24 protein-coding genes, 2 pseudogenes and 1 other annotated feature are annotated in these 26,192 nt (G+C 39.1%); of the genes and pseudogenes, 4 read left to right on the top strand and 22 right to left on the bottom strand.

Features of this window, described 5'->3' with window-relative positions; translation table 11 throughout:
* Nucleotides 1–123: 123 nt before the first annotated feature.
* From M1D71_RS15725 to M1D71_RS15695, 7 genes are all read right to left on the bottom strand, one after another.
* Complete coding sequence (locus tag M1D71_RS15725) at nucleotides 124–705, bottom strand: TetR/AcrR family transcriptional regulator (protein ID WP_458122722.1); 582 nt, start codon at nucleotides 703–705, stop codon at nucleotides 124–126.
* Nucleotides 706–1,459: 754 nt separating this feature from the next.
* A complete protein-coding gene (gene tyrS, locus M1D71_RS15720; RefSeq protein WP_458122721.1) occupies nucleotides 1,460–2,707 on the bottom strand; it encodes a tyrosine--tRNA ligase in 1,248 nt (415 codons plus the stop codon).
* Nucleotides 2,708–2,754: 47 nt separating this feature from the next.
* Nucleotides 2,755–2,966, bottom strand: a binding site (T-box leader).
* A 13-nt stretch (nucleotides 2,967–2,979) separates the two neighbouring features.
* Nucleotides 2,980–3,501: a MarR family transcriptional regulator gene (locus tag M1D71_RS15715; RefSeq protein ID WP_458122720.1), complete on the bottom strand. Its 522-nt coding sequence runs from the start codon at nucleotides 3,499–3,501 to the stop codon at nucleotides 2,980–2,982.
* 128 nt (nucleotides 3,502–3,629) lie between these two features.
* Entirely contained in the window at nucleotides 3,630–3,944 is a 315-nt protein-coding gene (locus tag M1D71_RS15710; RefSeq protein ID WP_458122719.1) for a DMT family transporter, read from the bottom strand.
* Nucleotides 3,944–4,285 carry a DMT family transporter gene (locus M1D71_RS15705; RefSeq protein ID WP_458122718.1) on the bottom strand — a complete coding sequence of 114 codons (342 nt, stop codon included), beginning with the start codon at nucleotides 4,283–4,285 and terminating at the stop codon, nucleotides 3,944–3,946. The genes M1D71_RS15710 and M1D71_RS15705 overlap by 1 nt, the downstream gene beginning before the upstream one ends.
* Nucleotides 4,286–4,301: 16 nt before the next feature.
* Nucleotides 4,302–4,883, bottom strand: a complete 582-nt coding sequence (locus M1D71_RS15700; RefSeq protein WP_458122717.1) for a TetR/AcrR family transcriptional regulator — start codon at nucleotides 4,881–4,883, stop codon at nucleotides 4,302–4,304.
* Nucleotides 4,884–5,275: 392 nt separating this feature from the next.
* Nucleotides 5,276–6,145 (bottom strand): DMT family transporter, encoded by an 870-nt coding sequence (locus M1D71_RS15695; protein ID WP_458122716.1) that lies wholly within the window; start codon nucleotides 6,143–6,145, stop codon nucleotides 5,276–5,278.
* A gap of 117 nt (nucleotides 6,146–6,262) precedes the next feature.
* On the opposite strand from M1D71_RS15695, the gene M1D71_RS15690 reads away from it, so the two are divergent.
* Both M1D71_RS15690 and M1D71_RS15685 read left to right on the top strand, forming a co-directional pair.
* Complete coding sequence (locus tag M1D71_RS15690; protein ID WP_458122715.1) at nucleotides 6,263–7,303, top strand: aminotransferase-like domain-containing protein; 1,041 nt, start codon at nucleotides 6,263–6,265, stop codon at nucleotides 7,301–7,303.
* 7 nt (nucleotides 7,304–7,310) lie between these two features.
* Nucleotides 7,311–7,637, top strand: coding sequence for a hypothetical protein (locus tag M1D71_RS15685; RefSeq protein WP_458122714.1), 327 nt, complete (start codon nucleotides 7,311–7,313; stop codon nucleotides 7,635–7,637).
* Between the two features lie 292 nt (nucleotides 7,638–7,929).
* Here the strand turns inward: M1D71_RS15685 and M1D71_RS15680 are convergent, their stop codons facing one another.
* Together M1D71_RS15680 and M1D71_RS15675 are read right to left on the bottom strand one after the other, a co-directional pair.
* The gene (locus M1D71_RS15680; RefSeq protein ID WP_458122713.1) at nucleotides 7,930–8,349 is read right to left on the bottom strand and encodes a copper amine oxidase N-terminal domain-containing protein; all 420 of its coding nucleotides are present in this window, start codon (nucleotides 8,347–8,349) and stop codon (nucleotides 7,930–7,932) included.
* 162 nt (nucleotides 8,350–8,511) lie between these two features.
* On the bottom strand, nucleotides 8,512–8,706 hold the full coding sequence (locus M1D71_RS15675; protein ID WP_458127265.1) for a leucine-rich repeat domain-containing protein: 195 nt from the start codon (nucleotides 8,704–8,706) through the stop codon (nucleotides 8,512–8,514).
* Nucleotides 8,707–9,288: 582 nt separating this feature from the next.
* Here M1D71_RS15675 and M1D71_RS15670 point away from each other — a divergent pair.
* The gene (locus tag M1D71_RS15670; RefSeq protein WP_458122712.1) at nucleotides 9,289–9,888 is read left to right on the top strand and encodes a TetR/AcrR family transcriptional regulator; all 600 of its coding nucleotides are present in this window, start codon (nucleotides 9,289–9,291) and stop codon (nucleotides 9,886–9,888) included.
* 980 nt (nucleotides 9,889–10,868) lie between these two features.
* Here M1D71_RS15670 and M1D71_RS15665 read toward each other — a convergent pair.
* The 6 genes and pseudogenes from M1D71_RS15665 to M1D71_RS15640 form a co-directional block, all read right to left on the bottom strand.
* Entirely contained in the window at nucleotides 10,869–11,081 is a 213-nt protein-coding gene (locus M1D71_RS15665) for a hypothetical protein (RefSeq protein WP_458122711.1), read from the bottom strand.
* 753 nt (nucleotides 11,082–11,834) lie between these two features.
* Nucleotides 11,835–11,987 (bottom strand): annotated as a pseudogene (locus M1D71_RS15660) (IS3 family transposase); the annotation flags it as partial.
* 1,474 nt (nucleotides 11,988–13,461) lie between these two features.
* Nucleotides 13,462–15,255, bottom strand: coding sequence for an ABC transporter ATP-binding protein (locus tag M1D71_RS15655; protein WP_458122710.1), 1,794 nt, complete (start codon nucleotides 15,253–15,255; stop codon nucleotides 13,462–13,464).
* Between the two features lie 29 nt (nucleotides 15,256–15,284).
* On the bottom strand, nucleotides 15,285–15,878 hold the full coding sequence (locus M1D71_RS15650) for a TetR/AcrR family transcriptional regulator (RefSeq protein WP_458122709.1): 594 nt from the start codon (nucleotides 15,876–15,878) through the stop codon (nucleotides 15,285–15,287).
* Nucleotides 15,875–17,249, bottom strand: a pseudogene (locus tag M1D71_RS15645) (MATE family efflux transporter). Before M1D71_RS15645 ends, M1D71_RS15650 begins: the two are co-directional and overlap by 4 nt.
* A 682-nt stretch (nucleotides 17,250–17,931) precedes the next feature.
* Nucleotides 17,932–18,564 carry a DUF421 domain-containing protein gene (locus tag M1D71_RS15640; RefSeq protein WP_458122708.1) on the bottom strand — a complete coding sequence of 211 codons (633 nt, stop codon included), beginning with the start codon at nucleotides 18,562–18,564 and terminating at the stop codon, nucleotides 17,932–17,934.
* 356 nt (nucleotides 18,565–18,920) lie between these two features.
* On the opposite strand from M1D71_RS15640, the gene M1D71_RS15635 reads away from it, so the two are divergent.
* Entirely contained in the window at nucleotides 18,921–20,258 is a 1,338-nt protein-coding gene (locus tag M1D71_RS15635; protein WP_458122707.1) for an IS3 family transposase, read from the top strand.
* Nucleotides 20,259–20,734: 476 nt separating this feature from the next.
* On the opposite strand, the gene M1D71_RS15630 is transcribed toward M1D71_RS15635, so the two are convergent.
* The 7 genes from M1D71_RS15630 to M1D71_RS15600 all read right to left on the bottom strand — a co-directional run bounded on the left by M1D71_RS15630 (nucleotide 20,735) and on the right by M1D71_RS15600 (nucleotide 26,063).
* Nucleotides 20,735–21,010: a hypothetical protein gene (locus M1D71_RS15630; protein ID WP_458122706.1), complete on the bottom strand. Its 276-nt coding sequence runs from the start codon at nucleotides 21,008–21,010 to the stop codon at nucleotides 20,735–20,737.
* 299 nt (nucleotides 21,011–21,309) lie between these two features.
* Complete coding sequence (locus M1D71_RS15625) at nucleotides 21,310–21,564, bottom strand: hypothetical protein (RefSeq protein ID WP_458122705.1); 255 nt, start codon at nucleotides 21,562–21,564, stop codon at nucleotides 21,310–21,312.
* A gap of 1,066 nt (nucleotides 21,565–22,630) precedes the next feature.
* Nucleotides 22,631–22,891, bottom strand: coding sequence for a hypothetical protein (locus M1D71_RS15620; protein WP_458122704.1), 261 nt, complete (start codon nucleotides 22,889–22,891; stop codon nucleotides 22,631–22,633).
* 306 nt (nucleotides 22,892–23,197) lie between these two features.
* Nucleotides 23,198–24,625, bottom strand: a complete 1,428-nt coding sequence (locus tag M1D71_RS15615; RefSeq protein WP_458122703.1) for a serine hydrolase domain-containing protein — start codon at nucleotides 24,623–24,625, stop codon at nucleotides 23,198–23,200.
* A gap of 53 nt (nucleotides 24,626–24,678) precedes the next feature.
* Entirely contained in the window at nucleotides 24,679–25,251 is a 573-nt protein-coding gene (locus tag M1D71_RS15610) for a TetR/AcrR family transcriptional regulator (protein ID WP_458122702.1), read from the bottom strand.
* 339 nt (nucleotides 25,252–25,590) lie between these two features.
* On the bottom strand, nucleotides 25,591–25,755 hold the full coding sequence (locus M1D71_RS15605) for a hypothetical protein (protein ID WP_458127264.1): 165 nt from the start codon (nucleotides 25,753–25,755) through the stop codon (nucleotides 25,591–25,593).
* A gap of 20 nt (nucleotides 25,756–25,775) precedes the next feature.
* The gene (locus tag M1D71_RS15600; RefSeq protein WP_458122701.1) at nucleotides 25,776–26,063 is read right to left on the bottom strand and encodes a hypothetical protein; all 288 of its coding nucleotides are present in this window, start codon (nucleotides 26,061–26,063) and stop codon (nucleotides 25,776–25,778) included.
* Nucleotides 26,064–26,192: the final 129 nt, after the last annotated feature.

Raw genomic sequence — 26,192 nt, 5'->3', positions numbered from 1 at the left:
AAATTCGATACTCGCACTTACGAACGTTCGTAAGTTTTGAACTAAAAAAATTTTTTATTACTTAGGATGCCCATACAACTTAGCCAGTTAAGTTTGTTTCGCTTGTATGGACATCTTCTTAAGTTACCTTGAAATTCCTCGCCAGTAAATCTCCCACGAGATATTCAGTCTTGATTCAAATTTAGTAATATTTGAATCCGAATAAATTAATTCAACCAGAATTCCATCTAAAAAATTCAGAAAAGAAATCGCTCCATCTTCAGCAGTAACATTAATACCATCAGTTTTAGCTTTCAGGAAAACTTCTTTCAATTTAGATCCTAGCTCTTGGTTATATAGGTAAAAATGATTCATTACAATATCCTGCAAATGAAATGGTGGCATAAAGGCCATGCGTAAAAGAAATTTTATATTTTGTTCTTCTTGCAGTAAGTATCTTTCTTTGTATTTGGTCAACAACTGGAATAGAGCTACTTTCAAATCATACTGCTTATGCTCTTCAAAGAACCGGTTTATAAATACTATCTCCACATTGACTGTATCTTTTATAACTTGAAGAAAAATATCCTCCTTATGTTTAAAATGCGAATAAACCGACTGTTTTTTAATTCCTATATCTGCAACAATATCATCTAACGAAGTAGCTTCATAACCTTTATTAACAAACTGAACTAAAGCACTTTGTTTTATTTCATTTGCTTTCATTATATCCCCCTCGTATTAACGAACGTTCGTAAGTATTTGTATACAAATATACAATCTTCGAGAAAAATGAACAAGTATAATTTAGCAAATAACTAAAAGGATAATTCGCTTCTTAAAGAAACAATGGTATTAACTTTAAACCTACTGCCGAACAAAGTATCATCTACGATTCATTTTGTTTTCCTAGCTCCTGATTTAAAGTTAAATTGAATTTGTCCATTCGAGCCTTACTTACGAACGTTCGTCAGTATAACACGAATTAAAGATAATTGTAAACATTTATATTACTATTTCTTGAACATGTGTTACTGGAACTACCCTAATCACAATCTTTTAAATTAAACTAAACCTGCCGGTTAGTTTAATGAGAAGTCATCCTAATGGGGACTCACGGCAGCTTCCAATTTCGACTCATGGCAAACAAAAATCACTAAAAATATCGGTTGCGGGATTCAAAATGTACAATTTGAGTTAGAGAAAGTTTAAATGAAATCTTTAAAGTCAAAGAAGCCAACCACTATTACACGATTGACTTCACTTGAATTTATTGAGCTATCGTTTCCCGTTAGCTTAATCTCACTCACAAAGTAACCGTAGGCTATTTCTATTGATATTGCTTATAATTATGAGATACAAAATTGTATAGGCCGGTCGAGTTTGCCAGTTTCAAATCCAAGGTGGTGCTTTGTCTCTTGTTCATCGAGCCACTTCTCAACATGTCTGAGAATATAATTTTAGGACAATAGATAAACCCTTAGTTCAATCTGATTTTTATCATTTTTCGTTTACCTACTTGCACAATTAATCCATCTGTTATTAAAACTTCTGATTGAGTATCTTCTATTCGTGAATCATTTACTTTCACGCCCTTATTCTCAATCATTCTGCGTGCTTCACTTTTGGATGCTAACAGTCGCAGTCTAACCAATAATTCGACAATTGTAATCATTGTGGCTCCCGTCCATTGTACTTCTTCAATGTTTTCGGGTATTATTCCTTGTTGAAAAACAGATACAAAATGTTGTTCAGCTTTATCAGCTGAAGACCCTCCATGATACATTTGAACAATTGTCTTAGCTAAAAACATTTTTGCATCTCTAGGATGCAGGTTCCCGGAATCCAGATCCTCTTGAATTGCTCTAATTTGTTCAGTTGGAAGGTCTGTTACCAATTCAAAGTATTTTTTCATTAATTGATCAGGTAGAGACATTGTTTTTCCGTACATTTCTTCGGCTGTCTCATCAATTCCAATGTAGTTTTTCTTGGACTTGGACATTTTTTCTACTCCGTCTAAACCTTCTAACAACGGCATTAGAATAGCCACTTGTTTCTCTTTACCGAACTTTTCTTGAAAATGTCTTCCCATGAGCACATTAAAGTACTGATCTGTACCGCCAAGCTCGATATCACACTCCAAGGCAACTGAATCGTAACCCTGCATTAAAGGGTAAAAGAATTCATGTAGTGAAATAGGCTTTCCCATAGCAATCCGTTCTTCAAAATCATCTCTTTCCATGAGGCGTGCTACAGTAATTTTACCTGCTAACTGAATAACGTCCTCAAAATTCAATTTTGTCAACCATGTGGAGTTGTAATGCAGATCAACTTTATTCATATCAAGTACTTTTCCGAATTGCTCAAAATAGGTTTTAGCGTTATGTTTGACTTCTTCATCTGTCAGAGGTTTTCTGGCAACCGATTTACCTGTAGGGTCTCCTATTTTTCCTGTAAAATCTCCGATCAACAGTTGAATTTGATGCCCGTTTTGCTGAAATTGCCGTAGCTTTTTTAACACAACCGTATGACCCAGATGAACATCTGGTGCCGATGGATCCAATCCTAATTTTATTTTTAGTGGCCTATTCTCCAGAACTGATGTTGCAACCTTAAGTTCCAACTCTTCCGTGGGGATAATGTCCTCAACACCTTGCATGTACTCTTCCATTTGTCTTTCAACATCTTCTAACTGCACATTGGTCAGTTGATTCATAAGATCATTCATTGCTCATTCCTCCAAAAATAGATATTATAAAACACCACAATCCCCTAAAAAGGGACGTGGTGTTTTCACGCGGTACCACCCTTGTTGAAGGACTGTTTCCTTCCACTTATCGAGATAACGGCTCGCCCGTCTTTATGATTTATCTCATAAAGAATGCTCCGGGAGTGTAATTCGCGTTATCTTTGCGTCGATTCGCACCAACCACCGACTCTCTGATCCAGGGAGATAACAACTACTGGATTCCCATCATAGCATTGGTTATTTCGTTTTTTTTAAAAGTGATTAGTCTTAATAACTTTTCTTAAAATTTCTGCTAAAAACTGTTGTTCGTTAGAGGTTAGAGAAGAGACTATTTCAATTTCTTTTTGATGAAATTTTGGGTAGAGTGCCTCCATGACTTGCTTTCCTTTTTCAGTTAAAACTACAGACGTTAATCTTCTGTCTTTTGCTTCACTTTTTCGAAAGCACAGTTCTTTGCGCTCAAGTGTTGTGGTGATATTACTTACTGTTGCTTTGGATACACCTAACGACTCAGCAATTTTTCTAGTCTCAATAGCTTCCCAAATCCACAAATCATATAGCATGGAGAAAGCAGTCCATGATAGGCCGTGCTCTGATAATACTTCTTGTTCCATTTTATTCTTAAGTCCTTGAGCAGAGCGATACAAATTGGTCACGGCTGCGATGGCTTCAAGATTTAGTGCACCGATAGGAAGCTTTGTGAAATGGTTAATGGTATCTACCTCTTCAGGAAGCAACTCACCTTTATCATTAAATGAATGGATTGCACTCATCTCCTCACAGAATATATCGTTAGATAGCTAACGTTAGTTATCTAACGATAATACCATAAAAAAATTGCTGCTGCAATCTTCATCAGCAAAGCAACCTGACTTCGATTTGAACGTTTCAACGCTCAATTTTAAGAAATCAATTTCAGTCCTACTGCCGAGCATAGTATCATTGCGATAAACAGTACTCGTAGCCAGTTTTTAGATTCCCCAAAGAAGATCATACCAACTAAAGCTCCTCCAGAAGTACCAATACCTGTCCAAATCGCATACGCTGTGCCCATAGGCAGTTCTCTCATGGCTAAACTAAGAAATACGAAACTTAGGACAATCCCAACAACAAAAATCATATATGCTTTTAAATCCTTGTCACGCTTAATACGATTCATTCCTAGTACGCCTACAATTTCTAAAAGACCAGCGATAATCAAAAATATCCAAGCCATTATTTGCTTACCTCCGTGGACGGTGAAGAACTACCTACCAGTTTTAGGCCAATTACACCACATAATAATAAAACGATGAATAATAATTTCAGAATTTGGACTGGTTCTTCAAAAATAATCATTCCAGTAAATACAGTCCCTACGGTACCAAGACCAGTAAATACTGCGTACACCGTACCAACTGGAAGTTTAGCCGATGCAATAATAACCAAAGTAAATGATATGATCAGTGATAAGACAGTTATGGTCCAATCAATCCAGTTTTCTGAATGCTTAAATCCAATCACCCAAATCACTTCAAACACGACACCAATAATGATAAGTAACCAACTTCGATTCATTTTTTCTGATTCTCCTCTATGATTTAATTCCTCGCCAAAAGACGTACCATGATGCATCCAGCCTTTTTATGGAGCTTTCCATCCCGCTATATAACATCTCAACAAACATCGCATCCAGCACTGCTTCAAAAGCTCTAGTTGCGTGTTTCACAGAAACATCTTTACTGATCTGTCCTGTACTTGCTCCTTTATTGAACACGTCTTCTAACAAATGTGCAATTCGGTTTAGATATTGTCCGCTGTACTCAACAATGGTGTCATGTAGATGTTCTGGTGGAAAAAATGCTATTTTAAAAAAGAATTTTGTATCTGCAACCTCTGTATACCGTTGTTTATAATCGTTTAAAAAACCGTACAGTACATTTTCTAAAGAAAAGTCTTCCTCTCCTGACAAATAATTTTCAACGAATTGTAATTCTTTCTGAGCTGCAAGGAGGAACATTGAAATAAATAAATCATCCTTGCTTTTGAAATAGTGATAAATGGACTGCTTCTTAATTCCCACTTCAGATGAAATATCTGCAAGTGATGTACCTCTATACCCATTTAGTGTGAAACTACGAAGTGCTACTTCCCTTATTCTGTCTTCTGTTATCATCTAACCCCTCCTACCGAACGTTCGTCAGTCTATCATGAATCTACTGTATTGTAAATAACTTTATTTGTTTTAGTTGTCCAATTGGTGATTAGGTAAGTACCAATAACAGTTGAACTTGTTGTACATATTTGGCTCTTCTCGTCCGTAGCTTATCTTCCGCTTTGATTCACCGACGTATATTTTCTCATCAATTTCCTGAAACAAGTGGACATCAAAGATAGATGATATAGAAGCAAATTTTTAGAACTCATGAGAGAAAATGTTTTTTTTGAAAGCATGGGGGGAGTTCAATCAAAAAAAAGCAGCCGTTCTGCTGGAAGGCTGCTTAGTTACAGTTTAAAACTAACGTTTCCCGTTAGTTTAATCAATCGACCTGACCGTTATAATCTTCATCACGCTCTGGATGCTAACCTTTTAGCGAATGTTACGCACAATACGACACCAATGTTTACAACAAAGTTGGGCCATCCAACTGACTCATGTAAAATAAGAGCTGAGAGTAACAAGCCAAAGAATGGCTGGAGAAGTTGTAACTGTCCAACTCCTACTATTCCCCCTTGTGCAAGGCCACGATACCAGAATACGAAGCCAATATACATACTAAAAAGCGATACATATGCAAGACTTATGAATGAAGAAACGCGGATATTCCCCCAAGATTGCGGTATATAAAGAAATGAGAGTAACAACATGACTGGGAGCGATATGGTCAATGCCCAGGAAATGACTTTCCAGCCCCCTAAACTCCTAGAAAGACGTGCGCCTTCCGCATAACCGTAACCACACACAACAATTGATGCCAACATAAGTCCATCCCCTACTGGAGAAGAGGCTTCCCCGCCTAACAAAGCAAACCCTACTACCAAAAAACTCCCTAAAGCTGATAACACCCAAAAAATTGGCCGCGGATGTTCTCCCCCTCGTAATACTCCAAAAATAGCTGTAGAGAGAGGCAATAGACCAACATAGATAATGGCATGAGCGGATGTGACATATTGTAGAGCTAGTCCTGTCAGCATCGGGAACCCCACTACAACACAAAGAGCTACAAGAATGAGTGGGAGAATATCTCTTCGAACAGGAACTTTTTGCTTGAATAAGAGAAGGCATATAGCAGCCAAAATCCCAGCAATTGCTGCACGAGAAACGGTGAGAAATAAAGGATCAAAATCCGTAACGGCTAAACGTGTTGCCGGTAGAGAACCACTGAATATCAGCACACCTAAGAATCCATTGATCCAACCACTTGTTGTTTTTTTCATTCTGTTCTCCTCGAATTGACTGATATTTTGAATTATAATAGGTACAAAACATGGTGTATATTGTGATAATCCTTATCTGTAAGGGTACAGATTATCAGAACAAAGAGAGGTACTGGTATGACAACTAAAAAAGATATCATTAAACAAGATATACGATCGAATATCGTCAATGGGCTTTTAAAACCTGGTCAGCGATTACCTTCTATCCGGAAACAGAGCCAAAAATATGAATGCAGTCTTAACACCATAATCAGTGTGTACCAAGAACTTGAAAAGGAATTTCTGATTTATTCAAGACCTAAGAGTGGTTACTTTGTTGTCGCGCAAGAAGTGCTATTACCCTTAATAGAGAAAAAGCGAATAGATTTTGCTGCTGCAGCACCTGACCCTACATCTGTACCTCAAATGGACCTTCGACAATGTTTAAACAAAGCCATGGAACTATTCGAAGTATCTATTTTTACTTATACCGATCCGCAGGGACTGCTTTCTCTACGTCAAGAAATTGTAAGACTGTTTCACCAGCAACAAGTCTTTACTTCGGAACAGCACTTATTTGTATTCTCTGGAGCTCAACAAGCACTTCATCTTCTGGCTGGGATGCCTTTCCCCAACGGGAAGGCAAACATTTTGGTTGAACAACCAACCTACTGGGGAATGCTCTCTGCCTTAAAGGCACAAAACCAAAACGTAATCGGAATTGAAAGAACGCCTAAGGGAATTGATTGGGCAGCTTTGGAACGCTATTTTCAAAGTAATATGATCAAGTTTTTTTATACCATTCCACGTTTCCATAATCCGTTAGGTACATCATATACAGCCGAAGAAAAGCAGCGACTAGCGGAACTGGCGAAAGCTTATGACGTCTATATCGTGGAGGATGACTATCTAGCTGATTTGGAAACCAACTCAAAAGAAGATCCTATCTGGTCGTATGGTTGTGCCAGCCATGTTATCTACCTTCGGAGTTTTTCCAAAGTCATGCTGCCTGGATTACGACTTGCTGCTGCAACAATACCGCATGCTTTAATACCACTGCTTCGGTTGCACAAGCAAACGGCGGATCTAAGTACCTCTGTACTATCTCAAGGTGTACTTGAGATTTATATCAAGTCCGGAATGTATGACCACCATGCCAAGCAAATGAAAGCCATGTAATCAACGAATGAATCAGTTAAGAGAATCTGTACGAAGTTTACTCCCTGTAGAATATCGCTGTTCAATTGAATTTGCTGGAGGGGTATTCGCGGCAATTGCTGTTCCGGATTTCAATACAAGGGAACTGATTAATCGATTAGCCAGTCGAGGTGTGGATGTCTTCTCCACAGAAGAACAATTCCTTCCTCATTTCCCTAAAAAAAACCTTTTGCGTCTTGGCATCATGCGCACATCGGAACAAGAAATTGAAGAAGGTATTGGAATTATAGCCGAAGAATTAGAACATGCTAAACAGCAAGTAAAAAGTACTACAACACCATTAATTTGGGTTTAAAGCATTCGTACAAAGCTGTTGGTGAAAATCTTTATAAAAGGACTGAATAACTTGGAAAATCTGTTGCAGAGTCTGATCTCTAAAGTAGAACAACTTCCTTTGTCTGAGGGTGGAAATACGAAACTAACCTCCCCGTTAGTTGAACAAAAGCAGCCGATCATATTGATCAGCTGCTTCCTTGGTTTTATGAGCTCTCGTTTTTAAGTTAGTTTAATGATGGTCTGCATAATTTACTCTTGTTTTGAAGCATGGTCATTGCGTCCTTATCTTCAAGTAATATTCTGTAATTTCATTATTTTACTTTTACCTGCCTGTTCCCTACAGCCCAACGAATCGTTTTACTATCCTTCTGAATCGTTACCTCTTTGGTGCTCTGGTTCCAATTCACGGTTGCCCCAAGCTTCTCGGAGATGAAACGGATCGGCACATAGGTACGTCCTGTCTGGATAAATGGCGCTGCGGTAATACGATATGCACTTTCTCCCACATAAGCTGTCGTGCTGCCGATCACTAAGCGCTGTGTCTTACGCTGACGGCTAGGCAACTCATTTCCTGCCAGTTTCACAAATAATTTATATGTTTTCGATCCCTTGCTTAAATCTAAATAGTTATTTTGCAGCGCAAGTGGTTCAATGAATGCACCCGTTTCATAATACGGAAAAAAACTACGTTGTTGAATCGGCTCTAAATCCCAGACTCGTTTGTTGTTCAAATAGAGGTAAGCCAAACTTTGAAGATTTCTCAATGGCTCCAAATCATAGATCTGGTTAGTTGATAAATCCAGAGAAAGTAAGTTAGTTAATTTTAGATAACGGAGCAAGATCTTTGATGTTATTATTCGCAGCATTGAGTCTCCAAAGATTAACCAATCCTGCTAGCGTCTCGCTAGCGCGGAAAGATCATTGAATTGGTTGCTAGATACCGATAAATCTGTCAACTTCGTTAACTTCCTGAGCGGCTTAATATCCTCAATTTGATTGCCACTCAAATCCAAAGTCGTCAAATTTACAGCATCGGATAGAGGTGAAATATCAGCAATTTGATTTCTGCTTAAAGAGAGCTTCGTCACATTGACTGCATACTCCAAACCCTGCAAACTCTTAATTCCTTTACCCGATAAAGGAACGTCGGTCAGTGACTCTAAATCCTCTTTTGTTAGGGATTCATCGTCGTTTTTATTCAATAATGACTTAAGCGCTTTTCAGTGTACACTGGCTCCGTTTGTTGTCCCTCGACACTTAATTCCCTTAAAAACAGAAATGACTCATCGTCTATGATGAAGGCGTAGAAATAATGCACATCTCCTACGTATTTCTCATTACAATAAAATTCGCAATTTCACTCAAAAGAATTGTGTCTTCTTCATTTGCGCCAAGGCTTCTAATGCTAATCCATAATGTTCAAGCAACTTATCTTTAACAACTTCCAATGTGAGTAAAAAGATGGATACGTGTTTTTAAATCTTACAATATCCTTCCCAGCTGTTTTTCCAAGTTCTTCTGTACTACCAGCTGATTTATATTGTTTATTAAAAATCTATATGCTACGATTTAGAACAGATGTTCAGTTTGAATTGAATATATTGAGTACAACTTGTTAAATGAAACAATAACATTTAAGGTATCATCATCTTAATATGGAGTGATAAAATATGAATAAGAAGCAACTACAAACCAACCAAACGAAGAGGCGGATAATTGAAGCATCAAAGGAACTGTTTATTCAAAAGGGTTATTCTGCAACTTCGATCGAGGACATATCTAGAGCAACTGGAAATAGCAAGGGTAATATATATTATCATTTTAAAAGTAAAGAAGGATTATTTCTAGAGATTCTAAAAGATTGGCAATTAGAGTCAGAACATGAATGGGAACAAAAGAAATTTCAATTCCATTCGGTTACTGAGAATTTATATGGACTTGCAGAACACATGGTTATTAGCGAATTAAATCATCCGCTTACTAGTATTTTCAATGAATTTTATAGTTCAGAATCTTACGATAAGGGAGTATTAGAACAGCTTAACGAATCATTAAATTTCCAAATGGAATCAGCAAAAAAAATAATTATTGAAGGTATTGAGTCAAAGGAATTAATTAATGCTGATAGTTCGGATATGGCTAAAATACTAAGTGGCTTACTGTATGGACTCAGTGAAACATGTAGGGAGCTTAACTTAGAAGAAACACTACTTCTGTATAAGAAGGCAATAGATATTTTTCTTTTTGGCACAACCACACTTAAAAAGTAACCTATTACCCCTATATTCTGGCCATTCCCCCTCGTTTCTAGTATCTTCCTTGGTTCAAGCATAATATATTATTTATTTTGGCAATTCACCATTCATCGTATTATAAAAATGACCTTCAAAACCAATAGGACGAAAATAGCATCCTATTGGTTTTGAAGGATTTTTAAGCTTTTCGAAGAGACTAACAATATTTGAAGTCATTAATTGCTTCAATAAATGATCTAATTATAACTTAGACCGAACGTCCAGTATATTAATGTATTCCCATATCCTCGCGAACAACAAACTTAAAAGGTCGTTACTGTTTCAGGAGATAAGTTAGATGAAGCAAAAAAATCAATTTATTTTTTTACCCGTTGCACGGTATCGGAACTATTGAAAATAAAAAGACGTATCTATTTACTACCCAAACAAAAGAATATCAAAATAACAATTGAGAGAACTGAAGTGGTCATCTATGTTCCGGAGGAAATAATAGATAAGAAAGGTGGGAGCGTCAAGATTTTTAGTGCGCATATTTAAACATTAATTAATAGTAAGTTGGATATCAGTTTCACCTCCTCCTTCACAAAAACAATAGAAGTTAATATTTTTCCTCCACTATGGATAAACAATTCTTGGGTTCCATCTAGAAACTTAACCAAGACCAGTGTATCTCCATACACCGTCTCAATTTGATAGTATTCACCTATTCCCTCGAGTTTTTTCTTGTAAGTGTGCATTTAAAAACCCTCCAATTTATACTTTTGTACAATAAAATTATCACCTGAGTGAGTTTGTTGTATTGAAAGCCGATTCAAAGTTACAAATTTATGAAAACTAGATCAATTTAACAAGAAGGATCCGTAAATAATTGTTTTTTTACCGAAAGATTAACTTTTTCAGAGAATTAGCTGATCTTCAAATGAAGCCCAGTATATAAGAAAGAATTTATGAATTGACGTTCTTATTAGCTCATTTATTGCATTTAAATCTTCAACCTAATAAGGAACTCCTAACATTATTGCAGCAACCCCTCTTGCTTCTTTCTCGGAAAATTCAAATAAAAATGTTGCAGCTTTTTTAACAGGATCAATCTTGTACAGTTCAACAGTCCCATCATTTAGATGTGTGATAATCAATTTCGCACCAGCGGATGTAAGGAAAGTGAATTTCACTCCTATATTCGGCAAATGAGTTTTATTTGTATCCATTTGTTACTCACCTCTTAATTTATTAGACTGAATGTTCATTCTGTATTATGAAATTGAAATACGTAACTACTTCTGAAGTTGGTTTCCTGAACCTACAACGTGCAATGTGCGTTTGTTTTTTATAATACTGAACATTCGTTCTATATAAAATATCATATTTTACTCCACCACTCAACTATTATTATCGACTTGATTGTCAAACCAAGTGCGAGAGTTCCTCTGTGAATGATTCGTGAGCAGTTCTCAACCCAACCGCTTCTACTGGTTATGCCCTCCGTATTTTCTAAAAGGAATTTCATATTTTCAACACTCCTACATTGCTCCTAATAGGAGACAAAGAGGTAATATATCCAGCTAATAAGGCAATAGCAAACGCGAAAAGCTTAATTCCCAATCTTGAGGTCCATATAATCGCCGGTGCAAGCCATGCACTGACTATGGAACATGCGGATATTGTGAACGAATTAACGCATCATTTTCTACAGAAATGAAACATAGTCAATTAAACTTGCCGTTACAGACAGTGCGCTGAACCGTATCGTGTATGACGTAACATCCAAAACACCTGCAACAATAAAAGATCCCCAAACACTCTCTTTTATCTGCGTTGTTCCCAAATAGAAGGGAGTATTTTTTATAACTAAAAATAAGAGTACATTGATCTTTGTATACTTCGACTGAATAGATGAGAAAAAATAATTGTAATCATGCTAGGTGCTCCCGAGGCTGAACAAGTACCATATTTACATATCAAACGAACTCTGTTTTCATCAATTTGTAGGTTGCTTCAGCTACGGCGTTGTTATAAGGACAGCCTATTATACTCAAAGACCGATTAATGTTAAACGCCTCTAATAACTCATCCATCGTCTGGTTAATAAATTCACCTCCACGATCCGTATGAAACCACTGAATTTCGCTTAAGTCGCCTTCTACCTTAGCAAAGGCCCCAATAAAGACGCTATACTTTTGGTCCCCAATATTGATCATCGTTTTATCAAAAAAACGACCAGTAGCCGTATGAAAAGCTGTTGCAATAGAAATTATCTTCATCATAGTAAATTGCCGTTAATTGATTATCCCTTGTTTTGATTGTCAGTGATGCATGTACACCGTTCTTTACCAAATAATAAATCCAATCAACTCCACCCTGTATCTTGTCTATGTATTCATGTGGTTTCTCAGTTAAACGTAAGATATACAACTGATCACCTTTGTAAACTGATACACCAGCTTAATCAGTATTCTTCGCCTTACCATATGTTCATGATACACCTCTTCGCTCTACCTATAGACAAGTGATAGGGCCCTCCTTTTGGGACGGCCCTATCGCTTTATTCTACTATCAGGACCATCGTAACTTTTTCTACCCGGCAATGTTATAGGACCATTCAGTTCATCTTCAGTTACATAGAGAAATATTTTTCCAAGCGTTGGCTGGAACCCAGGTAAAATATGCGTCTCTGTAGATCAAGCAAAGAAATTACTAACTGTGGTTGATCTAGCAAATAATAAACTAGAGGGTGCGAGTTCCGCTCGATAAAAATAGATTGAAGATGGCCCTCTTTTGCGGGTAAAAGCCCTAGTTGCACCTTTTAATCCAGATGATCCAGTACAATGATACATACAAACCGATAACTCATTGTATTTTTAGGGTTACAGTAACTGTAGTTGAAGTGGATTGTTGTAAGGTCCACATTATTCGATCAATCTAGAAAAAAAACAAAAAAGCCGGGAATACCGGGTTTCTCTTCAGTCATTCCCCAAAACTTGTTCGAGGGAACAAAGTATGGCGATCAAAATATTGTGTTGATTTAGGTACATCCATAACTGATTTATTTTTATCTGTTCCCCTCAAAGTTAAACTTCCATTTCTCAACTTTAACATTGTAATCATCTTCTGCAGTGACTCGTTGAACTATTCGGACAGTGATGCTTGTATCGTTACGATCTATAGGCCCTAGTCGGTGCCTGGCATAAGTAACCGGTGGTAGGTTTCGTCGAGTGTATAAAAAAGTTATTGTTTGTACTGTTTAATTAGGTGAAAGATCTGAAAATTTTTATTCTTTCGATATTCTATTTACCCACCAGAATATCAGGCTAATTCCCGTAATTAAAACAACGCTAAAACCGATTATTATTAACATCGAAACGCTCCTATAATATGTTATGGTCTAATAAGTGCTATTTCTTCATTGGAACACTGTGTTTTGGAAGCCGAGGCTTCATAGCAGATTACTGTAAAGTACACAGAATATAAAGACATTTATCAATACATACTGAATATTCAGTTTGTTATGACTCGCGTCGGCGACAGATGGTTTTAATAGAAACTGATGCATCTGGGGACTCATGTGACTTGAAGATTTTATTCACGGAACTATATTTCACCGGGAGACACGGAAATTGACGGATTGTGCCGGAACTGTTTTTTTGTCCACTCCGCATAGGAGGAATGTGTTTCAAGAAGTTCATGGTGACGTCCCGTGCCGGTAATCTGTCCGAATTCAAGAACAACGATCTGATCGGCGTTCGTTATTGTCGAGAGCCGGTGTGCAATAACCACCGTCGTGCAATCACTCATCAAATGCTGCAATGCCTTCTGAACTTCATGTTCAGAATCGCTGTCCAGGCTGGCAGTCGCTTCGTCCAGCAACAAAATGTCTGGATTGCGAAGCAGAGCACGGGCTATGGCAATACGCTGCTTTTGGCCGCCCGACAGCCGAATCCCTCTTTCGCCGACCTCTGTATCGTATCCTTTCGGTAACGAACTGATGAAGTGATGGGCATAGGCCAATTTGCTTGCTTCAATCATTTCTTCTTCCGTTACAGGATCCGTTCGGCCGTAGACAATGTTGTCCCGGATCGTTCCATGAACGAGAGGGCTTTCCTGAGAGACGTAACCGATCTTACTCCGAAAAGATACGATATCGAAGTCATCGATCGGTTGGTTGCCGTAAGTAATCAATCCTTTGGAGGGTGGGTAAAACCGTTCAATTAACGAGAAAACAGTCGTCTTACCGCTCCCACTCGGGCCGACAAGCGCAGTGACCTGTCCGGCACGCAGAGATAGTTCGATTTGCTTAAGTATCGGCTGTTCATAAGAATAAGCGAAACTCACATCGCGAAACACGAGGTCGTGCTTGTCGTCAGGCATTGTGAGACCTTTCGCTTCTTGTTCGACTTCCGCTTCGAGAATAGGCTTCAACCTATCGGCTGCTCCTGACACCTTCTGCAGATGAGAATAGAAAGTAGCAAATGTGTTAATTGGAAGTATAACTTGGAACATAAGTAATACAAATGAAACGAGAACGCCCGTGCTTAATGCACCAGAAGAAACGCGCATGCCTCCGTAAGCCACGACAGCAGTGAGAAGCACGACCATGATCATAGACATAAGCGGGGAAAGAACCGCATAAATCTTCGATTCCTTCATACTGAGCCGGAAAAGATTATCCACTTTTTCGAATCCGCTTGTTTCCTCGCGCTTTTCGGCATTCGAATACTTCACCAATCGGATTTCCCCAATAACCTGAGTTAGAACGGAGGCAAACTGTGCCAATTGGTCATACATTTTCATGGAAATGTCATACATTTTGCTTCCGATCGGCATAATGATGGCCGCACCGAGCGGGGCGGCAAGCAGAACCACTAGGGTTAATCGCCAATCCAACCACAACAGAATAGCCAGTGCACCGATGACCGTTAACAAGTTGGAGAAAAAAGAGATCAAATGTTCGGTAATCAGTGTCCGGATCTCGTCGGTATCGTTGCTAATCCGGCTCATCACATCCGCTGACCGATACCGATCAAAGAAATGGATCGGCAAAGATAGTGTCTTACTCCACAGCCGTTTTCGCAGCATTGTAACCGTTCGATTTCCAGCGTAAGCCAACATGTAGTAAGATACACCCGAAGTCAGGGCTTCCATGAGGAAAATACCTATCAAAAGGGCGATCAGCCCTCCTTTAACTCCTCCAGTGGTAAATTGATCAATGAAGTTTCCCGTCATGACCGGCCAAACTAGACCGGTTAGCGAAGAAACAATGCTCAGCAGCGCGGCTGTGCCCAGCATCTTTTTTGGCATACCGGTCGCGCTCAGCAGCCTGTATAAATAGCGAATCGTCGATTTGTTCACACGACCGACGGTTTCTTTTTCAAATTGAACTTCCATTAAATTAATTCCTCCAAGAATCTATTTGCTTATTTAACGAATTTCATACCATGGAGCAAAATATGGATAGCTTTGCGATAGAGTGTTAAAGTTGCTCCGGGGCAATACCTCGACATATTGCCTAATCCCTCGAATAAGGCTTCCAAAATGATGGCCAGCATATGCGAGTCGTCCGGCGCCAATTCTCCCTTTTCCATGGACTTCTCCAGTATACTTCGGCTGAACGCAATATGATTGGTGACATGAGCCTCAATCATTCTTTTTACTTCGCTGTTGTTCCATTCATCGTCAAAAAACTCCTCCGCTGACTTTGTCACGGGGTGAATCAAATCGCTATCGAGCAGACGCTCAGCCAGGGCATACAAAGTATCTTCAATATTTGTATACTGGTTCGCTTTTTCTTCCCATTGCAAATTGAATTCCTGGTTCAATTCCTCCAACAAGTATATTAACAGGCCTTCTTTATTGGTGAAATGATAATAAAGATTGCCTTTGCTTCCTCCTGCAAGCCTCACGATGTCTTCAATCGTTGTGCCCTTATAACCCTTTTGAGCAAAGAGAACCCTTGCCGCTTCGGCAAACCTCTTTTTGGACTCTTCGCTCTGAATCTGCTTTTTTGTCACTTGGACAACTCCTTTGTTATCTCCCCTGTACCAAATCTTTTATGAACAAAGTATTTTTTATAGTAAAAATAGATCGTAAGCAGCACGATACCTTCCGACAGAGGAACAGCGATCCATACTCCATGAATCCCAAAGAACGGTGGCAGTACGACAAGGAAAATCAGCATCAGGATAATCTCCCTGGCTGCCGTAGCCCAAATTGCCATCTTGACATGATTGATCGATTGTAAGTAAGTCATCATCACGAAGTTAATGCCTACAAACAAGTATGCGATCGAAAAGACTTTAAGCCCGTTTACGGCAAGATCCGTTACTTCCTGCGGGAAGTCACCGAAAATGCTGACGATTGGCGCTGCCCAAAGCTGAGTAATGAGCAGCAGTCCGACTCCGATCCCCAAAGCGGTCTTGGTGGCAATCCGTACCGTATGGCGTTTTCGCTCTTCCTGCTTTGCCCCGTGATAATAACTGATTATAGGCTGAATAGCTGAACCCAGTCCCAGAAAAGCCATCAGCATTACACCGTGCAGATAACTTAATGTGGAAAAGGCCGCGACTCCCGTTGTGCCGACCAATCCTTCCAATACGACGTTATGAGCTACCGTAAATACAGACATGCCCACTTCGGCAATAAAGCTCGGGAAGCCGATAAGGAAAATGATCCAAAGCATTTTTTTATTCCACTTGAATTTCTGGAATCTCAGATTCGTATCTTTTTTAAAGAAATGTGCGGAGAGAACCAGCAGTCCCACAAAAGCGGCAGCCATCGTTCCGATCGCTACTCCCTGTACCCCCATATCCAGTACATACAGGGCAATAGAGTTGAACAAAACATTGGACAGGGCAAAAGTGACCTGAGCGGCCATGGCAAGATTCGGATTTCCGTCGTTCCGGACAAAAACGCTAAGTGCACTCTCAACAGTGAAAATAAATCCGAATAGCAGCATGATCTGCAGATAAGCAAAGGCGTGTGGATAAGTCTCCTGGTTGGCTCCAAGCGAATAGACCAAAGGCTCCTTAAATATATAGGCTACAACTCCAATGATAAGGGTCGCTATAAAAAAAGACAGCCAACGACTGGGAAAAGACCTGCTTTGCCTTCGAATAATTTTTTTCACCTATCGCCTGGGAATAGATGGTTGCTCCACCGATCCCAATCCATAAGGACATCGCAGCAAACAGGGTATACGCCGGACCTGCAATTCCAACCCCCGCCAATGCGACAGCTCCCAGTTTATTGCCTACCATGATGCCATCGATGATAAAGTTGGCTCCCATTATAAGCATTCCTAGCAGGGAAGGAATCAAGTATTTCAGAAAAGCACGACCTACGGACAAGTTCTCCAGTGGGTTTACAGAATGGGTTTCTCTCATGACAATTTTCCAATCTCCTTTAAGTGACTTGATTTTTTATTTTTATACAGAATGAACGTTCAGTATAAATGATAGCAGATTATTTTTCTTTTTGCTATATGTATGTCTAATGATTTGAGTATTGAAACAAGAAGGCGTTTACTCGACACTTGAATGGGCCCTCAATTTCTTATAACCTGCTGTGACTTGAGTGTATAGATCACAATAATCCTGACGGGTGTTATCGACTAAAGTAAATAATGAAATTTCTAAATAAATACAGCTTCCTTCCTTTACTCTCCCCTTCTCAAAAATCTCTCATAAAGGCAACGATGTCAATAATATCACTCCTATAGTCAGGAGTATTAACTCTACCGTAACGTATCCTTCCCGGAAATTGTTGTCATGGTTTAACCAAAATGACATGATGAGAGGACCAGTCACTGCTCCAATACCCAGAAACAATGCAACCAGCTCATATGCGTGGCTTTATAATCCAAACCTACATAGTTACCTAATGCTGCATCCATTGAACCTACAGCTAAGCCCAGATGGATAGCTAGAAGAAATACAAAATGAAATTTTCTGGGATGGAGAATCCAAGTAAAGCAATTGCTGTAATTGCCGTGAAGAATGAAACGATTAACGAAATATAACGGGCATTTCAGTTGTAGCACCAATATCGTGTGGGAAGTTCTCTAAATTATTCATTAAAAATCCAATACATCTCCCCTCCTTTATAACTTAGATAGAACACGCTTTCCAACTGTTCTCCTCGATTATGTACCTCACTTATGATCCATGTACGGCTTAATTCCATAGCTTCTATATTTTCATTCTGTATAACACCATTTTGTATTAATGGCAATGAGAATTGGCCTTTATCTGGAGTCTTTAAGACGGATAATGTCCCCTCAGGTTCGAGTATTGCGCAATAAACATCCCGAAGATCCCAGATATCCTTCTGGCGCAATTGAGCCATCAGCTCATCCAAATTTAAACTTTGTTCAATCATATTTTTTTTTAGCAGCTCACTATCCTTAATTATGTAAACAGGTTTTCCCTCAATAACATGTCTGACTTTCTGATTTTTAAGTTTTACATAGGAGATAATCAGCTGCAGTAGGGTTAAAATAAATAAGGGCAATATTAATACCCAGATTGGCGTATGTTCTTGGTCAATAATCCTTACTGCCAAATCCGCTACCATCACTGAGACTATAACTTCTAATACTCCTAGTTCCCCTACCTCCTTTTTCCCTGTTATTCGAAAGAAAAGTAAAACTACTACTAACGCACATATTACCCGAATAGTTAGTTCGTAAATATTTTCCATTTTTTACCCTCCGTTTAACGTTTTGTATCTATCCTAGGCTATGCCTTTTATCAATCAGTCCTAATAACAGTTAATATTAAGCCACATTCCAATTAATAAAACTGAACGTTCAGTCTGTATTTTGTTTTATTTGATTTTGTGTACGTTGAATACCCGTTGTCCCCTATGAGCAGTGTTTTCTCGTAATTACGTTACCGGCACCTCGCTCGCTAGTTAAAAAATCCCGGCATCATTTAAAAAAGGGCCGTAGAAAGCACATGAACTGTGACCCGTAAGATGGACACTTTGAAAAAAGTGCCCTCTTACGGGTCTTTTGTGTTTTAATCAGATTATAAAAGTTTGTGGGGATGTAGATTATGGGGAAAATCAGACGGGTTTTTACGGAGAAAGAGATCAAGGTACTGGAGTCGAATCCATCCATTCTTCGCGTATCAGAGAAGAATATCACGTATTCCCCTGCCTTTAAGATTGCGGCTGTACAAGCCAATCAGGCGGGGCATACACCTATGGAAATCTTCGTACAGGCAGGATTTAACGTTGAACTGATCGGACAGGAGACGCCAAAAAGATGTCTGGAGCGTTGGAGGAAAACCTATACTTCTTCAGGTGAAGCTGGGCTGCTGGAAGAGCGTAGGGGGAAGGGAAGCTCAGGAAGACCGGTTAGTCGTGAGCTATCGGCTGAGGAAAAGCTCCGTCTTGCCGAGGCACGTATCAAGCTTTTGGAAGCCGAGAATGAACTCTTAAAAAAGCTAGAAGCGCTCGAAAGGCACAAAGGCAACAATGAATTACTAGCGTCTTCCGAGCGCTTTCAGCTCATCAATCAGGTCGTTCGTAAACATCGACTGAGACGCGTGACTCGCTATCTTTGTAAGCTTGCTGAAGTAAGCACAAGCGGGTATTATCGCTGGTGTGCGGCGGAAGAACACCGCCAGCTTCGAGAGGCTGCCGATGAACGAGACTTTTTACTTCTGAAGTCGCACTTTGATGCACTTAGAGGGAAGGCTGGCGCGCTGGTCATAAAAATGAGGTTAGAACGGCTTCATGGAATCGTTATGAATCACAAGAAAATTCGGCGTTTGATGCGGAAATTCAGACTCGTTGCTGTAATTCGTCAAGCGAATCCCTATCGTAAAATGGCTAAAGCGACGCAAGAGCACCGCACCTGCCCGAACCTCCTGAAGCGTCGGTTTGACCGGGGAGAGCCTGAAATGGTATTGCTAACCGACATTACTTATATGCATTATGGAAATGGCCAACGGGCTTATTTGTCCTGTGTAAAAGATGGTGCAACAAAAGAAATCTTAGCCCACTACCTGTCCTCTTCTTTGGAATTGTCTCTTGTTCAACGAACACTGAAGCGACTGCTTAACCGTTTAGATGGGGAAGTACATCCGGAGGCTATCTTTCACTCTGATCAGGGTTTCCATTACACACATCCTGAAGTTCGTTCCAGGATTGCTAAAGCTGGGTTCAAACAATCGATGTCACGAAAAGGAAACTGTTGGGATAATGCTTCAATGGAGACGTTCTTCGGGCATATGAAGGATGAATTAGAGTTCAAGGATTGCTCGTCCCTACAAGACCTTCGAGTTCGTGTCAACGAATACATCACTTATTACAATACCGAACGGTTCCAATGGACATTAAAAAAGATGACTCCTGATGAATACAGAAGTCATCTCATTGCTGCTTAATGAATAGGGACCCTTTTTAAAAGGATCCACAAATGGGGTCACAGTTCAACATTGCAGATTGCGGTATCATTTAAAGTATTCGTGTAGAGTTTACACTAAAGAGGAAATAATCATACATATTAAGCAAGCCATTCAGGTTTTAAGGCTTTAACTTTCGCCTTACAAGGGAAAGTTTTTTCTAAATTAGCTACTTAAAGGGGACTATGTTCTTGGGCCCTAACATACCTTGCATGTAAAGTCGAGGTAACTCTTAACCAGTGCTACCACCTTGTTTCGTGAACTGATCAAATCCGTGGATAGTTAGCAGAATGCTTGATATTGGCGTAAGTGCTATTCTACTACCTGATATTGTTCACAGCTATCAGATGAAAAGCCACCCCCTATTTACCTGGGATAGTTGTTGTTAATTATTCCTCCACATCTAACATTGGATTTAACCCAGCTAGTACGTCATCCCTTTATCTGCCATTTAATGCTTATGACGAATTCTTACGAGTATTAGAGTTATTGTTCTCAAATTCATGCATAAGTTGAAATTTGCGCTCAGATAAGGCGTGAGATATTCGATTATCTTTGATAGATTGGTCAACAAATTCATTACACATATTGTTATTTTTTAATGCTTTACGAATATACTGACGAGTAACACCCAAATACTGTGATACTTCTGTCAATGTAAGATTCATAGAAGAATCATAGTTCTGTAAAAACCTTAATACTCTAAGTTCTTTTTCTAATTGATATTTGTTCATTAGTACCTAGAACCTCCATGCTAAATTTGTATACCTGGCTCATGTTCTAATAAAAGTATTTACGATCCTAGTGACGAAAATAAAATCCAGAATTTTTTCAATCAATTCTTACTGGTATAATTCGCTTAGATATCAATTTTACTTTCAAGGAGAACCCAGTTAAATTACACTTCATAAATTTGATCCCTGGGTACCCTTTTGGATTAACTTATAATGCAAGATTAATTTAGTGCAGTATATTGAGAATCGTACTGTATTAAAAACTTGATACAAATTACGTCTCTTTAGAAATAACCTAACTACCCTTTCCTATCTTTGGAAATTGCGCGAAGGATGATAACCCCCCCGCAAACACCAAGCCATAAAATAATCAACACAGTTGCCAATTTTTTTTCTTCCTCATCATATGTTGCTGATTCTATGTTTTCATTCTCTGATTGAAGCATTGTATAAGGAGCACTTGTTTCAATCGCATGAGTGACTTTAGTTTTTACTCCTATATCCTCTGTTGTAGTTAAAATAAGTAACACAATGAATAATTCAATTAACCTCATACATACCTCCATTAATGTTTAGGTAGAACCAAGCATACTGAACGTTCGTTCTCCATTATGTTAACATAGATCTTTTCACTGTTCAAATTCAGGATGTAGCGATTTGTGGCTTTGATGTTGATGGTAACTTTATATGGTTGCCGATTTCTCCTGGTACTCCGGTAGTTCCGGTAGGTCCAGCTCGCCGGTTGCACCAGTAACACCAGTTGCACCATTAATACTGTCGGAATTTCAGTAATTCTGACGATACGAACCGGTGGACAGCTAAGATTGGATAGAATAAATTTTTTCCTCATACAGATACTTGTACCAACTCTTCTTCTACACCATTTACTAAACATATAAATTCATAACCATCTAGATCTGCAAAATATTCTCTGGTTACCACTTCGTTCGGCTGTATAGTGATTACCTCTTGAACATATAAAGTCCGGGTATCACTTAAATCATATGCTTGGATTTCAATAGTGAGGCTACTCATGATGCTTTGATTGTCTATTTTGATAGTGATCCGTTGTGTAACTCTTTCATTTGTAACTAGGGACATCTTAATTTCAATTGGCCTCGTTGCCCACCGAACATAATTTAAGTTCACACCTTTTAAGTTGTTTTATTAATGTATATATCTGCCCAATATAGTGTGAAAAATATAGGTTAGTGCCGATAACAGTTGTAATTGTTGTACTGATTTGGCTCTTCTTGTCTGTAGCTTATCTTCCGCTTTGATTCACCGACGTGTATTTTCTCATCAATTTCCTGAAACAAGTGGACATCGAAGATGGATGATATAGCAGCAAAATTGTTTTTAGAACTCATGAGAGAAAATGTTTTTTTGAAAGCCAATCTAGAAAAAAGCAACCGTTCCTGTTGGAAGGCTGCTTAGTTCCATAACAATGTGAACAATTTTCATGTATTATGGTACTTTATTGAAGATTTTAGTGCACTTCATCAATCTTTAGATACACATCTAATCGGTAATCGGACCATGTTCTCCATTCCGGCAATCGGTACAAGTTCTTGTCCTTGGCTCAGGACAAGAACTTGTACCGATAAAACAAAAAAGCCGCTATAATAGCGACTTTAATGGGAATATGTTCTTGTCCCTCGACACTTGATCTAATAACTGCCGGATCTCTGTTCCTACCTGTGCATCTGTGCGCCCTGACAGTTTCAACTCTGCCGCCTTCTCCCGCAAGTCCCTTGCCCGTTGCCAATAACCCCGAATCTCGTCCATAAGCTCTTCATAGTCTGCTTCCGCCTGGGCAATCGAGCGCACCGTTTCCGTTTCCTCTACTACTTCCGTTACTACCTGTTCACGTTTTGCCATTGTTTGTTCATCTCCTTAGTGTTTTCTGCATGCAAAAAAGGCTCACTCCATCTTCAACAAGTGGAATAAGCCTTCTAAGTGGGGTCAAGTTTATGTAATCAAGTTTGTAAAGTGTGTTCGTTGTAATGTGTACAGTGTACGACCCTTCTGGCAAGAAGTAAACCCAGCAAATTTCACATTCGTCTTAATCTGCTGACATAGATGCTATCAAGTACGATTTCTTTCCTAATGGTGATCGTGTGTACCATCACTTGTGGTACTGTTCCCCGTAATTATTTACACACAAAAGCCTCATTGCTATCACCTTCATCGACCTATATTCAGGTATTGCTTTTTTCGTTTCACTGCAATAAGGAGGAAGGTTAAGAGACCGTGAATTGCCAATATCGCGATCAGACATTGAATGAGAAATTCGATGTCTGGAAGGAAAAGACCAACCGTCCTCCAGGAAACACCCATACTATATGTGAATAATGGAATCAGTCCGACAGCGAAAATGACGGATAAGATTCCCGTAGAAACCCATAACTTTTTATTTATCCTGGTTCTACGTTTTAAACGGATTAAACTAATAAAAGATATAATAGCCAACAATAATACAACACCAAGCGTAATCCATTGCGTACTAACGTCTAATTGTGCCAAACCCGGATTTTTCCCGTTCATAATGGACCGAATTCCCTCCATTATACTTAAATACGAAACAGCTTCCAATTCATGGTATTTATTCGTCAAAAGAACGGCGCCCAGATCTTGTCCGGGTATAAAGAATATTTCCGATTTATATTCAGGCGTTGCACCCGTATGGTAAGGATAGTTATTGCCCGTTCTTGGGAAATGCCATCCCAAACCATATCGTTTACCATTTTGTGGTGGAGTTTGTAATTGTTTTAGACTTTGTTCTGTTAATAATTCTCCGCCGTTTAACATGAATTTTATAAATTTGGTAAGGTCACTGGCGGTTGAAGTCATATAACCATAAGGCGCTCCCGATTGATCATACAACCCATCGCCTTTAACAGGTTTGCCGACCCATGAATGAAAGCCGGGCACAAATCCTTTGTCTACCGCACTTTTGTAATTGGCAGTAGTGTTGTTCATGCCAAGAGGAGAGAAAATATGAGTATCCATAAATGCTGAGAATGACTGGTTGGACACCGCTTCAATAATAGCTCCTAGGAGCAAATAGTTGGCTGAATTATATTCATATGCCTCACCCGGAACACGGCTTAACTTTACCCCACTCAGTTCTGTAACGGCTTGAGTTATACCTTTCTCCTTATCACGACCTTGCTGATCTGTCACTTTCATTCCATCATAAGCGCTAATCCCGCTTGTTTGTTCTAATAGATGACGAACAGTTATCGATTTTGTTCCATCTGTTTGATACTTAAACCACGGGATGTAAGCTTCTATCGGTTCATCTAGCTTTATTTTTCCATCTTCTACTAACGTCATTATAGCAAGAGATGTCAAAGGCTTACTTACTGAACCTATAAGAAAAGTCGTGTCTTCCGCTACTGCTGACCCGTCACTCATTGTCCCCCAGCTATCTTGAAAGATGGTCTGACCATTATGTACGACTGTTAACGAAGCCCCAGGAATATGATATTCTTCCAGCGCTTCTTTCATAAATGTTTCGATTTGTTGAGCCGTATCTCGATCTTGAGCGGCTAGAGAAAGGGAAGGGGCGACGAGTAGAAAGATGAATAAACTGATTACTAATTTTTTCATATGATCACCTTGCGTGTTAGTTTAGTTGTATATTCAAGTAAACATATAAACATTTATTCAGAATGAGACTTGCTTAAATAAAGCTCAAGGAGCTCGATCAAAAATCTATACGAGTGGTCAATATCAAATTCATCGTCGACAATTTTCTGAAGCGCTAGCCCGTCGAAGCAAGCCAATAGTATACTGGCAAGCGCAGAAGCATTATGGGAATCGCCTAATAAGTGCTGCAACGGTGTGGAAAGACTATCTCTCCCATTCTTGAGAATAGATGCTACTTGCTGTTCAAGATGCCCACTTTCGTTTTTTATCCCCAAAGAATAAATTTCATATCTCCAACGATACCAGTCGGGATTTTTCTCTACTCTGGATTTGATTTCAAGCAAAAGTCCCTCGTGGCTTACAGAGTCTTCCGGCTGTCTGTCATATTGCCTTTGGTAAAGCTTTTGGACTTCATCTTGTACGGAAAGCAACAGTTCTTCTTTATTTTTAAAATAATAATGAACAAGTCCCGATGTCATATCGGCTTCGTTTGCGATATCTTTTATCGAAGAGTTAACATATCCTTTTTTTACAAATACTTTGTAAGCCGCCGCGATTAATCGTTTCCTTTTATCCTGTGTGCTCATATAATCCCACCTTTTTGGTTGGTTGACCAACAAAATTATACTAATCTTATAGAATAAAGTCAATAAATGCACGGTTGGATTGCTTCACATAAGCCTATCTATATATGTTCTATCTAACACAATTTCTTTCCTTATCCTGTGTACCATCACTTGTGATACGGTTCACTGTGATTAATCCTCAACTAACCTGCCCGTTAGTTGAATGGTTTTTTCAACTTTGCCTACGAAGACTGGTTAAATCAACTTTATTAGTTCAAGTTCAGCCTTAGCGTGCATTGAGTTTCTTTATAAGTCTCATGCATTAGCCGTTGAATTAATCAATGAGTTCCTTGTACTCTCCTATAAAGATTTAACAAGTGCAAGTCTATGAAACCCAGAGGTATAATAGTTCATATCGACACGTTCCCTTTGAAACTTCATTCGTTCATAGAATACGAGCGCTGCTTGATTTTTTTCATGATCAAGCGTATACAGCATGACATCACTACATCCGTATTCAGTTATTTTTGTACAAATCTTTGAAATTAGTGTACGTGCAACTCCTTGTCGAAGGTGAGATTTGCACGAACAACGCCAACGATTTCATACCGGTTAACTGTAGGCTGAAGAATGTAGCCAGCATGACCTATGATAGCATCCGCTTCGTCAACCATGACATAATAAGCATTATTACGCTCATCCGACATGTTTAAATATGAACCCCAGCGCTCAGGATACTGCTCCCGAATAAACGACGGGAACTGAAAATCATGATCCTTCATCATTTTCAGCACTGCTGGCTGATCCTGCGCTTGAAAAAGGCGAATAGTCATCTTCTTGTCCTCCTACCGCAAAGTATGCATGTAGACATCTTTTATATTACCAGCTTCATAATATGGATACTCCAGTTTCTGCTGAACTTGAAGAACAATCTCCGTACTCGTCAACATTTCAACCAAGTA

This window comes from Paenibacillus sp. Z3-2 (genome assembly GCF_054161325.1).
The sequence above is the reverse complement of the archived record's forward strand: the minus strand, read 5'-3'. Positions and strand labels throughout refer to the sequence as shown.